General features: G+C 64.9%; 11 protein-coding genes and 2 pseudogenes. 7 read left to right on the top strand and 6 right to left on the bottom strand.

Going from position 1 to position 11,088, the window contains the following annotated elements; all coding sequences use genetic code 11:
* From AXW67_RS44055 to AXW67_RS42740, 3 genes and pseudogenes are all read left to right on the top strand, one after another.
* Window positions 1–86: pseudogene (locus AXW67_RS44055) on the top strand (glycosyl transferase); the annotation flags it as partial.
* Between the two features lie 62 nt (window positions 87–148).
* On the top strand, window positions 149–1,099 hold the full coding sequence (locus AXW67_RS16170) for a bifunctional helix-turn-helix transcriptional regulator/GNAT family N-acetyltransferase (RefSeq protein ID WP_063678676.1): 951 nt from the start codon (window positions 149–151) through the stop codon (window positions 1,097–1,099).
* Window positions 1,099–1,245: a hypothetical protein gene (locus tag AXW67_RS42740; RefSeq protein ID WP_161491261.1), complete on the top strand. Its 147-nt coding sequence runs from the start codon at window positions 1,099–1,101 to the stop codon at window positions 1,243–1,245. Before AXW67_RS16170 ends, AXW67_RS42740 begins: the two co-directional genes overlap by 1 nt.
* Window positions 1,246–1,335: 90 nt before the next feature.
* Here AXW67_RS42740 and moaB read toward each other — a convergent pair whose 3' ends face one another.
* Both moaB and ypfJ read right to left on the bottom strand, forming a co-directional pair.
* Complete coding sequence (moaB, locus tag AXW67_RS16165) at window positions 1,336–1,899, bottom strand: molybdenum cofactor biosynthesis protein B (protein WP_063678675.1); 564 nt, start codon at window positions 1,897–1,899, stop codon at window positions 1,336–1,338.
* A 138-nt stretch (window positions 1,900–2,037) separates the two neighbouring features.
* A complete protein-coding gene (ypfJ, locus tag AXW67_RS16160) occupies window positions 2,038–2,982 on the bottom strand; it encodes a KPN_02809 family neutral zinc metallopeptidase (RefSeq protein WP_027553808.1) in 945 nt (314 codons plus the stop codon).
* Between the two features lie 384 nt (window positions 2,983–3,366).
* Between ypfJ and AXW67_RS16155 the strand changes: the two genes are divergently transcribed.
* The 3 genes from AXW67_RS16155 to AXW67_RS16145 all read left to right on the top strand — a co-directional run bounded on the left by AXW67_RS16155 (window position 3,367) and on the right by AXW67_RS16145 (window position 5,829).
* Window positions 3,367–4,497 (top strand): site-specific DNA-methyltransferase, encoded by a 1,131-nt coding sequence (locus AXW67_RS16155; protein ID WP_027553809.1) that lies wholly within the window; start codon window positions 3,367–3,369, stop codon window positions 4,495–4,497.
* Between the two features lie 194 nt (window positions 4,498–4,691).
* Window positions 4,692–5,018 (top strand): hypothetical protein, encoded by a 327-nt coding sequence (locus AXW67_RS16150; protein WP_063678674.1) that lies wholly within the window; start codon window positions 4,692–4,694, stop codon window positions 5,016–5,018.
* Window positions 5,019–5,148: 130 nt separating this feature from the next.
* A complete protein-coding gene (locus AXW67_RS16145) occupies window positions 5,149–5,829 on the top strand; it encodes a glutathione S-transferase family protein (protein WP_063678703.1) in 681 nt (226 codons plus the stop codon).
* Window positions 5,830–5,914: 85 nt separating this feature from the next.
* On the opposite strand, the pseudogene AXW67_RS16140 reads toward AXW67_RS16145, so the two are convergent.
* From AXW67_RS16140 to AXW67_RS16135, 3 genes and pseudogenes are all read right to left on the bottom strand, one after another.
* Window positions 5,915–7,925, bottom strand: a pseudogene (locus AXW67_RS16140) (HAMP domain-containing methyl-accepting chemotaxis protein).
* A gap of 307 nt (window positions 7,926–8,232) precedes the next feature.
* Window positions 8,233–8,400, bottom strand: coding sequence for a DUF1127 domain-containing protein (locus tag AXW67_RS40520; protein ID WP_082907906.1), 168 nt, complete (start codon window positions 8,398–8,400; stop codon window positions 8,233–8,235).
* Window positions 8,401–8,453: 53 nt separating this feature from the next.
* Window positions 8,454–8,897 (bottom strand): nuclear transport factor 2 family protein, encoded by a 444-nt coding sequence (locus AXW67_RS16135; RefSeq protein WP_063678702.1) that lies wholly within the window; start codon window positions 8,895–8,897, stop codon window positions 8,454–8,456.
* Between the two features lie 90 nt (window positions 8,898–8,987).
* Here AXW67_RS16135 and AXW67_RS16130 point away from each other — a divergent pair, with 90 nt between their 5' ends.
* Window positions 8,988–9,902, top strand: a complete 915-nt coding sequence (locus AXW67_RS16130; protein WP_063678673.1) for a LysR family transcriptional regulator — start codon at window positions 8,988–8,990, stop codon at window positions 9,900–9,902.
* A gap of 144 nt (window positions 9,903–10,046) precedes the next feature.
* Here AXW67_RS16130 and AXW67_RS16125 read toward each other — a convergent pair whose 3' ends face one another.
* Window positions 10,047–11,000, bottom strand: a complete 954-nt coding sequence (locus AXW67_RS16125) for an IS481 family transposase (protein ID WP_063675718.1) — start codon at window positions 10,998–11,000, stop codon at window positions 10,047–10,049.
* Window positions 11,001–11,088 lie beyond the last annotated feature (88 nt).

The raw sequence follows: 11,088 nt of genomic DNA, 5'->3' as shown, positions 1-11,088 counted from the left end.
CCCGCCGTTCCGAGGCGCGCCTGTTGCGGCGGCTTGGCCGCTCCTCCCGGACGCTGCTACGCAGCCGGATCGTCATGGTGGGGTGAGCCACGAAGATACTTGCCAAAGTCAAATAATTAATTGACAATGGCAAGTATCGAGGTGCCCCATGACCGCAAGCCCGACGCATTCGCTCCCAGAAGTCGCCGACGACCAGGTTCAAACCGTTCGCGCCTTCAACCGCTTCTACACCCACAAGCTCGGCGTGCTCGACCAGCAGCTATTGAAGAGCCCGTTCTCGCTGAGCGAAGCGCGCGTGCTCTACGAGCTCGCCCATGGCGGCGAGCAATCGGCCAAGGAGATCGGCACCGCGCTCGGGCTCGATCCCGGCTATCTCAGCCGCATCGTGCAGAATTTTGACGAGAGCGGCCTGATCGCGCGCAAGCCGCTTCCCACCGACCGCCGGCAGTACCGGCTGAGCCTCACCGCGAAGGGCCGTCAGGCCTTCGCCAGGCTCGAGCGCATGTCGCAGGAGGATGTCGCCGCGATGCTGCGGCCCCTCTCCGGCGAGGACCGCCGACGGCTGACCGGCTCGATGGAGATGATCGAGCAGCTGCTCGCGATGCCGCGCACGCCGGCGCCGCGCGCCACCCTGCGCGAACCACGCCCCGGCGACATGGGCTGGGTGGTGCAGAGCCATGGCGCGTTCTATGCCGGCGAATACGGCTTCGATTCCGGCTTCGAGGCGTTGGTGGCCGAGATCGTCGCCAAGTACATGACCACCTACGACGCCTCGCGCGAGCGCTGCTGGATCGCCGACATCGAGGGCCGCCCCGTGGGCTCGGTGTTTCTGGTGAAGGCAAGCGACGACGTCGCCAAGCTGCGCCTGCTGCTGCTCGATCCCGCCGCGCGCGGACAGGGCCTCGGCCAGCGGCTGGTGGCCGAATGCATCTCCTTCGCACGCGCCTGCGGCTATCGGCGGATGACGCTGTGGACGCAGAGCATTCTGGTTGCCGCGCGCAAAATCTATCAGGACGCCGGCTTCAAGCTGGTCGGAACCGAGCCGCATCGCAGCTTCGGCCAGAATTTGATCGGCGAGACCTGGGAGCGCGACCTCTGATGCACGGGCGGCACGAAGCCTCGCGCCGCGTCACCGCCGAGTTGGTCGACCTCTACAAGCGCCGCGCCTGCCGGCTGCAGCGCGATGCGTGGCGCGACCTCTGGCGCGCGATGTGGTGTCGCTTCGCACGGAGCGACGACAGATAATCCACGACGCGCAACAGCGTACGCTGCGCATTATTGTACCCTCTCCCCTTGAAGTAAGGGGAGAGGGTAAAGTCGCAGCTATGATCGCGATTAAACCGTCGCGCCCTGCGCCTTCGGTCTTCGCAGATGCTCGTCGAGGCGCGGCATGATCTCGACGAAGTTGCAGGGGCGCGTGCGGTAGTCGAGCTGGGCGGCGAGGATGCCGTCCCAGCCGTCGCGGCAGGCGCCGGGCGAGCCGGGCAGGCAGAAGATGTAGGTCGCGCCTGCAACGCCTGCGGTGGCGCGGCTCTGGATCGTCGACGTGCCGATCTTGGCGTGGCTCATCATGTGGAACGCGATCGAGAAGCCGTCCATGCGCTTCTCGAACAAGGGCTCGACCGCCTCCGGCGTCACGTCGCGTCCCGTGAAACCGGTGCCGCCGGTGGTAATGACGACGTCGACACCGGCATCCGCGATCCAGCGCCGGATCACGGCTCGGATCGCCTCGACGTCGTCGGTGACGATCTCGCGCGCGGCGAGATGATGGCCGGCCCCAAGGATCCGGTCAGCGAGCGTCTGGCCGGATTTGTCGTCGGCGAGCGAGCGCGTGTCGGAGACGGTGAGCACCGCGATGTTGAGCGCGATGAATTGCTTTGACTCGTCGATGGAAGCCACGACTTCATACCTCCTTGCCCATCCTCCGACGTCATCCTGAGGTGCGCGCGCAAGCGCGCCTCGAAGGATGGGCCGGGGTTTCGTCATCCTCTAGGGCTCGCCGAAGGGGCGAGCGCCTCAGGATGACGCCACAACCGGTTACAGCGACCCGCTGCCGAACGTGTTGCAGGCGTCCACCGTGCCGCGCTGATAGCCGGTCATGAACCAGCGCTTGCGCTGCTCGGCCGAGCCGTGGGTGAAGGAATCGGGCACAACGCGGCCCGTCGCCTGGCGTTGCAGCGTGTCGTCGCCGATCGCGCTCGCGGTGGTCAGCGCGGCGTCGATGTCGCCGGGTTCCAGGAAGTTCGGACGCTTCTTGGCCTCGCGGTTGACCCAGACGCCAGACAAACAGTCGGCCTGCAGCTCCACCTTGACCTGGAGCGCGTTGGCCTCGGCCTTGGAGCCGGCCTGCTGCTGCAGCCGCGTCACGCGCGGAATGATGCCGAGCAGGTTCTGGATGTGATGGCCGGCCTCATGAGCGATGATGTAGGCGGTGGTGAAATTGCACGCCGACTTGCCCGAGCAGCCGCGGAAGCGTGTCTCGACCTCGCGGAAGAAGCCGGTGTCGAGAAAAATGGTGCGATCCGGCGGGCAATAGAACGGGCCCATCGCCGACTGCGCCATGCCGCAGCGCCCGCCATTGGTGGCGTTCCGGAACAGCACGATCTTCGGACCGGTGTAGGACTGGCCGCTGGCCTGGAAGATCTCGCTCCAGCGGTCGTCGATCTCGCCGAGGATGCCGGAGATCATGCTGCCCATCTCGTCGGTCGGCGCGCCGCGCTTGGCGGAGGTCGACTGGCGATCGGTCTGGTAGGTCGGCGCCTGATTGCCGCCGGTGAGTATCTCGGCGCCGCCGATCAGGATGCGGGGATCGATGCCGAAGGCATAGCCGATCAGGCCAAGCACGATGATGGTGCCGATGCCGAGCCCGCCGCCGCCCATGGGCAGGCCGAACCCGCCGCCTCCGCCGCCGCCAAATCCACCACCACCCTCGTCGCGACGATCCTCGATGTCGTCGCTGCGGCGGAAGTCATCGTAACGCATGGCGGCCTTCCCTTGAGGGTCCCTGATGGCATTTCGTGTGCACGCAAAGGTGCGAAAGCTCAACGCGCCACACAGGTAAAATTTCCGTTGCGTTAATCAATATCCCGGTCGGCAAAAATTGCCTAGTGCGACAGCGTGCCGGCGCCAGCAATTTTTTCCGAGAGAAATTTGCAGGTGCCGCGGCCGCCGCGCGGCGGCATATGCGAAATATACCGTAAAACACAGCGATTGCGCACAACACGCAGCGCGCGAGCTGCGATGCGGCGCCTGCTCAGAAAAGTAGCGGATTAAGTCGATTTTTACTTTGCGCCGTCAATGTAACGGCCAGTCGGTTGTTTGGTCCCGCGTCGCCGACAGCGTCGCCTGAGTCAGAGTTCTTGAGTCATGGTAGAGTCGCGTCGCGGGGCGTCTGCAAGGGCGCCCCGCACAAATTTTGAGTCCGCTTCGCACAGCATCATTGTCGGTGATTGCGTCGCCGAGATGTCGAAGCTTCAGGCTGGTTCGGTCGACCTCGTGTTCGCCGATCCGCCCTACAATCTCCAGCTCAAGGGCGATCTCAAGCGTCCCGACGAGTCCCACGTCGACGCCGTCAACGACGACTGGGACAAGTTCGATTCGTTTTCGGCCTACGACGATTTCACTCGCGCATGGCTGCTTGCCGCCCGCCGCGCGATGAAGCCGTCGGCGACGATCTGGGTGATCGGCTCCTATCACAACATCTTCCGCGTCGGCGCGATCATGCAGGACCTCGGCTTCTGGCTCCTGAACGACATCGTCTGGCGCAAGTCGAACCCGATGCCGAATTTCCGCGGCCGCCGTTTCACCAACGCGCATGAGACCATGATCTGGGCCGCGCGCGACGAGAAGGCCAAGGGCTACACGTTCAACTACGAAGCGCTGAAGGCGGCGAACGAGGACGTGCAGGCGCGTTCCGACTGGCTGATCCCGCTCTGCACCGGCGAGGAGCGCCTCAAGGGCGCCGATGGCAAGAAGGTGCACCCGACGCAGAAGCCGGAAGGCCTGCTCGCGCGCGTGCTGCTGTCGTCGTCCAAGCCCGGCGATCTCGTGATCGATCCCTTCAACGGCACCGGCACCACGGGTGCGGTCGCCAAGCGCCTCGGCCGCTCCTATATCGGCTTCGAGCGCGACAAGGTCTACGCCAAGGCTGCGGAGGCCCGCATTGCCGCGGTCGAACCGCTCCCCGAAGAGAGCCTCGCTCCGTTCATGACCGCGCGCGAGGCGCCGCGGGTCGCGTTCTCCGAGCTGATCGAGCGCGGCATGATCATGCCCGGCACGAAACTGTTCGACGCCAAGAAGAAGCTCGGCGCACTCGTCCGCGCCGACGGCGCCATCATGCTCGGGGACAAGGTCGGCTCGATCCACCGCATCGGCGCCGTGGCGCAGGGCTCGGCCGCCTGCAACGGCTGGACCTATTGGCACGTCGAGACCAAGAAGGGCCTCAAGCTGATCGACGAGTTGCGCGCCGAGATCCGCGCCGGCATGGCGGCGGAGTAACATCTCTCTCCATAGTCATTCCGGGGCGCGAGCACAGCGAGCGAGCCCGGAATCCATCAGGCCGCGGGACAAGCGGCGCGATGGATTCCGGGCTCGCGCCAAGAGGTGCGCCCCGGAATGACGAAGCCGTTGAAGGTCGACGCGCACAGGACTACGATCACCCGATCAGTTCTCGTCTTGACCGGTCGATCCCCATGCGACGTCAGTCCGAGAGTTTGCTGCTTCTGCCATTGCTGCCGATCTTCCTCGCCGGCATGTTTCCGATGCTGCTGATCGGGCTGTTGGGCTTCCTCGGGCTCGCTTTGTTCGGGATGTTGCTCATCTGCGCCGGGCTCGCCTGCGGCAATGAGGCCCATGACACTTTTCAACACGACGTCGTGGTCCACGGCTATGCGCGGGGACCCGAGCGCGCCGCGCAAGCCTCCAGCATGCATGAGGCGACGCGGCTGGCGCTGCAGGTGGAGGCCATGGGGCTCGTCCTCATCATCGCGGCGGTGATCGGCTTCCTCTACGCCAGATGATCTGCGCACGGCGCAGACGCCGCCCGGCAAACTCGCCGGTTGTGTTTTCGCTCAGGGTTCGGGCAAGAGAGGGCCGCCTAGCGGCAATGACGCTGCGTTCGCTCTCAGCAACAGAGACAGGGAGATGCTGATGCTCAAGTTCTACTTCAACGGATCACCGAACCCGACCAAGGTCGCGCTGTTTCTGGAGGAGTCCGGGCTGCCGTTCGAGCCGGTCGCCGTCGACACCCGCAAGGGCGAGCAGTTCACGCCGGACTATCTGAAGATCAATCCGAACGCCAAGGTGCCGGCGATCGACGACAACGGCACGATCGTGTTCGATAGCAACGCCATCCTGCTCTATCTCGCCGAGAAGACTGGCAAGTTCCTGCCGGCCCCCGCCGTCCGCGGCCAGACGCTGTCATGGCTGATGTTCGTTGCCACCGGCCTCGGGCCTTATTCGGGTCAGGCGGTGCACTTCAAGCACTTCTCGCCCAAGGACCAGGACTACGCGCATAACCGCTACCAGTTCGAAGGTCACCGCCACTACCAGATCCTGGACGACCATCTCGCCAGGAACCGGTACATGGTCGGCGATGCCTACTCCATCGTCGACATGGCGCTCTGGGGCTGGGCGCGCATGGCCGCCTTCGTGCTCGGCGAGGACGCGCCGACGAAGTATCCGAACGTCAAACGGCTGGTCGACGAGATTTCGGCGCGCCCCGCGGCTGCGCGCGCGATCGCCCTGAAGGACAAGTTCACCTTCAAGGCCGAGATGGACGACGAAGCCCGCCGCAACATGTTCAAGCACATGACGACCAAGGTGGCCTGATTACGCCACGCCGATCGTTTCTGGTCCACGCGCACGCGCGTGGACCTTTGCTTTTGAGGTGTCCGCTTTCGAGATGTCCGGCCGATCAGGCCGCGTGGACCGAGTTCAGGAACTTGCTGACCTCGAGCTTCAAACGACTGCTGTCGGCCGACAGCGAGCGCGCCGCCGACAGCACTTGCGAGGAGGCCGAGCCGGTCTCGGAGGCGCCGCGCTGCACGTCACCGATGTTGGTCGAGACCCGCTGCGTGCCGTGAGCGGCCTGCTGGACGTTGCGGGAGATTTCCTGCGTGGCGGCGCCCTGCTCTTCCACCGCGGCTGCAACCGTCGACGAGATCTCCGACAGCCGCTCGATGGTGCCGCTGATCTCCCTGATCGAGCCGACCGATTCTTCGGTCGCCGCCTGGATGCCCGAGACCTGCTGGGCGATCTCGCCGGTGGCTTTCGCAGTCTGTTCGGCAAGCGCCTTGGACTTCGGAGGCGACGACGGCAAAGCCGCGGCCGGCCTCGCCCGCGCGCGCGGCCTCGATGGTGGCGTTGAGCGCCAACAGGTTGGTCTGGCCTGCGATCGTGCTGATGAGCTCGACCACATCGCCGATGCGCGCCGCCGCCTTGGAGAGCTCGCCGACCCGTTCGTTGGTCCTGCTTGTCTGCACCACGGCCTCGCCCGCGATGCGGGCCGATTCCTGCACCTGACGCGCGATCTCGCTGACCGAGGACGAGAGCTCTTCCGTGGCGGAGGCAACCGCCTGGACGTTGGCCGAGGCCTCCTGCGAGGCGGCGGCAACTTCCGTTGACAAATCCTGGGCCCGCGTGGCCGTCGTGGTCAGCGTGCCGGCCGAGGCTTCGAGCTCGTTGGAGGCGGACGACACGGTGTCGACGATCTCGCCGACCGCGCGCTCGAACTGACTGGCCAGATTGCGCATGTCGGCCTTGCGCTGCTCAGCCTGATGCGCCTCGACCTCGGCCTGCTCGTGGCGCAGGCGCTCGGTCTCGACCATGCTCTCCTTGAACACCTGGATCGCCGCAGCCATGTCGCCGATCTCGTCGGCCTTGCCACGGCCGGGGATCTCGACCTCAAGGTCGCCGTTTGCGAGCGTGCCCATCGCGCGGGTCATCGCAGTCAACGGCCCGGCGATGCTGCGGCCGATCAGGAAGGCGACGAGCGCACCGAACAGAACTGCAAGCCCGCCCGCCATCTCCTGAATCCACGTCGTATCGGCGATGACGCCGTCGGCGAGCGCGCGCGACTTCTGGTAATCGGCCTTCAGTCCGGTTTCCGCGACCTTGAGCTTGTCGACGCTTTCGGCGATCAGAGGCGCAATGGTGTTCCGGTAGATCTCGTCCGCCTCGAGGATCGCGGCGGACGTCGTTTCGAAAGCCGCCTTATAGACCGCAAGCGAAGTCTTGACCGGTCCGAGCGCCGCTTTGACCTGATCCGGCAGGCCGCTCTTTTCAAGCGTCGTCAGGCGCTGTTGCGCGCGATCGGTGTTGGTCCTGAAGGTCGTGGGCCCCTTGGCGTCACGCACGGCGAGGAAGCGCCAGTTGGCGATGCGAACCAGGAGGATCTTGGATTCGAGATCGGCGACGGGAGCTGTAACCTCCGGATCGCTGGTCACGCGCGCCGCATCCATCAGCTTACCGGTGTTGGCCGTCAGCTCGTCGCCGCCGGCCAGAAGAACGGCCTTGCCATTCGTCGTCTCGTTGACCGCGCCGCCCATGCGCTCGCGCAGCGACTTCATCTTCTCGACGTCGCCGATGAGGCCGTTGTAGATCGCGAGCCGCTCCTGCGAGAGCGTCGACTTGGCCGCGGCCTTCAGCAGCTCCACCGTTGCCGCCTCCCGCTCCGCGGCTTCCTTGAAGGCGGACTGGTCGGCGTCATAGATGTAGCGCAAATTGGCGCGCCGGAGCGCCTGAAGGTTGATCGAGATTTCCTGCACCCGCGCCGTGTTGTCCGAGAGCGTGGAGAGCCGCGTCATCTGGGCCTGTACGGCCCACAAATTCCAGACCGCAACCACCGCCATGATCAAACCGACGGCCACCAGAAGCGAGAATCCGGCGTAGAGACGCCCACGGATTCTCAAACGCAAGCTCGGCATTTTCACATCCACCCACGCGGCAAGGGAACGGCGCGGCCGAACGACTCCCCGGGACATCGCAACGGCCGCCCTCGCAGCCGTGATCGCCACCGGCGATTCGTGCTGCGCAGCGACACAATGCGGAACAATCCTTAATTGAATGCTGTATTCAGGTAGTATGGACTACGGTGACGACAGGTGAACCGTGCGGCAAGACCGCGCGATGCAGGCAATGCTGCGATCATCTGCACAAGAAATCGGCAATCGGAATCCGCTGGCAGACAAGCGCTGCCGGGCACATCGCTCGCAGCCGGCTGACAGGTACCACCTACTTTCGCCAGACGGGCTTATCGAGCTCGTGCGAGATCTCCGAACGGCTGGCGCCTATGTCCTGTAACTCCCGTTCACTCATGGCGGCAAGCTGACGACGGACGCGGCCCCGCTCTCGCCACGCCTGCAGGGTCGCCCGGACCGTCCGCCACAGCCGGACGATCATCGCCGGCGGTGACGGATGACGACATCGCTCGGTCGCTGCAAAGCTCAAGCGGCTCAGCTCGCCGTCCTCACGGCGGCTTGCGGATACGGGCCCAGCGCCTTCTCGGTCAGGACCGAGTCGCAATACTCTCTGATCTCCTTGATCTTGCCGTCCTCCAGCCGGAACACGAGGCAGTAGTCGTTGTCGTAGCGCGCACCCTCGCAGGTGACGTTGTCGCCCTTGGCCTCCACCACCACGACATCGCCCTCGGCGATGAAGCGATGGGCGATCGTGCGCGTCCGGTCGGCGAGGCGCGAGCGGACGTGGCCGTGCAGGTCGTTCAGGATCGACTCTTTCCCTGCGAAGGCGCGCGACCAGGAATATTGCCCGGTCACGACCCATCGGGCGTCGTCGGCGAGGCTGGCGGTGAACAGCGCACGGTCGCGCGCGGCCGGATCGGGGTTCGCGGCGGCGGCGAAAATGTCCTGCATCAGTTTCTTGTTGGTTGCAGCGCTCATGGCGGCATCTCCGTTGGTAAAAACACGGAGATCATCGGCGCGATATCGAAATTCTTCAAATCGATAATGAATATGATATCTATTCATATCATGAATTTGAATTCGCTTGACCTCAATCTCCTGACCGCGCTCGACGCGCTGCTGCGCGAGGCCAATGTCAGCCGCGCCGCGTTACGGATTGGCCTGTCGCAGCCGGCAACCAGCCACGCGCTGCAGCGGCTGCGCGACATTTTTGGCGATCCGCTGCTGGTGCGCACCGGTGCGCGCATGGAGCTGACACCGCGAGCCCAATCGCTGCGCGCGCCGCTGGCGCAGGCGCTCGATCAGGTGCGCGGGCTGTTTGTGCCCGACGACTTCGACGCCGCCCGCAGCGAGCGGCAGTTCCGCCTGATGATGCCGGATCTCGCAGTCGAGCTGCTGATGCCGCCTCTGATGGAGAAGGTCACGCGGCTTGCGCCCAATGTCCGCATCGACGTCGTGCCGTGGCGGGGCCCGGCGATCTTCCACGCCGAATTCGCCCGCACCATCGATCTCGTCATCTCGATCGGCAACGCCTTCAAGGGCTTTCACCGGCAATTGCTCTACACCGACAGCGATGCGCTGGCGGTGCGGCGCGGCCATCCCATGGCTGCGAAGCTGAAACGGCGGGAGGCCTTCCTCGCCGCGCGCCATGTCGGCGTGATCATCCGCGGCCAGGCTGAGGACCTGATCGACACCTGGCTGCGCGCCAAGGGCATCGAGCGGCACATCGCGCTCGTCGTCTCGGGCTATCTCGAGGCGCTGCACGTCGCCGCCCGCACCGATCTCGTCGCCTTCGTCCCGCGCCGGCTGATCGCGGCGCTGTCGAAGCAGCTCGGCCTCGTCACAGTGACGCCGCCGCTCGATCCCGGCATCGACGAGCAGTTCATGTTCTATCCGACCCGCGCGCAGATGGACCCCGGCTCGATCTGGCTGAGACGGCTGATGCTGGAGACGGGACGGGAGTTGAACCGAAAGAGCTCGTAGGGTGGGCAAAGCGAAGCGTGCCCACCGTGCTCCTGCGCCGAAGCGATAAGGAAAAGATGGTGGGCGCGGCGCTCCGCGCCTTTGCCCACCCTACAAGACCGCTGTCTATCGCTGCGGAAACGAAAGCTGGTGGGTTACGCTTCGCTAACTGTGGAATCTCAACAGGTCGTCCTCCGGGAGACGGAGGCGGCTGATGGGTGGTTTGGCTTGCAAACTACCGTGTGGGCGATGCCAGTTGTAGTGCTGAAGCCAGATTGGCAGGTTTTTGGCGCGCTGGTCTGAGGTGTCGTAGGAGCGAGCGTAAGCCCACTCGCGCAGCGCTGTCTGGATGAAGCGTTCGGCCTTGCCGTTTGTTTGGGGCCGATATGGTCTGGTGAAGATGTGCCTGAGGCCGAGCTTCCCGCACGCTCTGGCGAAGGCCTTGGCACGGTAGCAAGAGCCATTGTCGGTCATGATGCCGGTGACCTTCATACCGAGGCTGCGGTAGTAAGCGACGGCTTCCCTGAGGAAGGCGATGGCACTTTCCTTTTTCTGATCACGCCGGATCTGGGAGAAGGCCAGGCGCGATGCATCGTCGATCGCCACGTGGACGAACTCGTGGCCGGCGCCGCGGCTTTCACCCTTCTGACGATCGTGCGTGATGCGGTGGCCGGGTCTGACGAACCTGCCGAGCTTCTTGATGTCGATATGGATCAGCTCGCCGGGCTGCTCGCGCTCGTAGCGGCGCACCGGCTCGGCCGGCTCCAGATCGCGTGTCCGGCTTAATCCCAGGCGGCGGAGTATGCGGCTGACGGTGGCCCGTGACAGCCCAACCTCGGCTGCGATCTGCTTGCCGGTGTGGCGCTGCCGGCGCAACGCCTCGACGGCCTCGCACGTGGCCCGCGGGGTTTGGCTTGGCGATGAAAGGGGTCTGGAGGAACGATCACGCAATCCCTCGACACCTGCTGCGCGGAACCGCTCGACCCATTTGGCTACCGTTTTCGGTGTCGTGTTGAACTGGTCAGCCGCGGCAGCCTGGCTCAGTCCGTCCTCGACCACGCCTCGCACCATCGCCTCTCGACCTGTGGGCGTCAAAGGCGCATTCTTGTGGACGTTCATCTGGTCTCTCCGTGGAAACGTTGAAGCTTCGCAACCTCAGCTTCCTCGGTTCAGACCAGATGGACAACCTCCTGAGACACCAAAGCTA

The organism is Bradyrhizobium neotropicale, from assembly GCF_001641695.1.
GTDB classification, from domain to species: domain Bacteria; phylum Pseudomonadota; class Alphaproteobacteria; order Rhizobiales; family Xanthobacteraceae; genus Bradyrhizobium; species Bradyrhizobium neotropicale.
Note: the sequence above shows the minus strand (reverse complement) of the source record. Positions and strands in the feature narration are given on the sequence as shown.

Coding starts and splice junctions, on each gene's coding strand:
- AXW67_RS16170 (WP_063678676.1), top strand. CDS start 149: ATGACCGCAAGCCCGACGCATTCGCTCCCAGAAGTCGCCGACGACCAG.
- AXW67_RS42740 (WP_161491261.1), top strand. CDS start 1,099: ATGCACGGGCGGCACGAAGCCTCGCGCCGCGTCACCGCCGAGTTGGTC.
- ypfJ (WP_027553808.1), bottom strand. CDS start 2,982: ATGCGTTACGATGACTTCCGCCGCAGCGACGACATCGAGGATCGTCGC.
- AXW67_RS16155 (WP_027553809.1), top strand. CDS start 3,367: ATGGTAGAGTCGCGTCGCGGGGCGTCTGCAAGGGCGCCCCGCACAAAT.
- AXW67_RS16150 (WP_063678674.1), top strand. CDS start 4,692: ATGCGACGTCAGTCCGAGAGTTTGCTGCTTCTGCCATTGCTGCCGATC.
- AXW67_RS16145 (WP_063678703.1), top strand. CDS start 5,149: ATGCTCAAGTTCTACTTCAACGGATCACCGAACCCGACCAAGGTCGCG.
- AXW67_RS40520 (WP_082907906.1), bottom strand. CDS start 8,400: ATGATCGTCCGGCTGTGGCGGACGGTCCGGGCGACCCTGCAGGCGTGG.
- AXW67_RS16135 (WP_063678702.1), bottom strand. CDS start 8,897: ATGAGCGCTGCAACCAACAAGAAACTGATGCAGGACATTTTCGCCGCC.
- AXW67_RS16130 (WP_063678673.1), top strand. CDS start 8,988: ATGAATTTGAATTCGCTTGACCTCAATCTCCTGACCGCGCTCGACGCG.
- AXW67_RS16125 (WP_063675718.1), bottom strand. CDS start 11,000: ATGAACGTCCACAAGAATGCGCCTTTGACGCCCACAGGTCGAGAGGCG.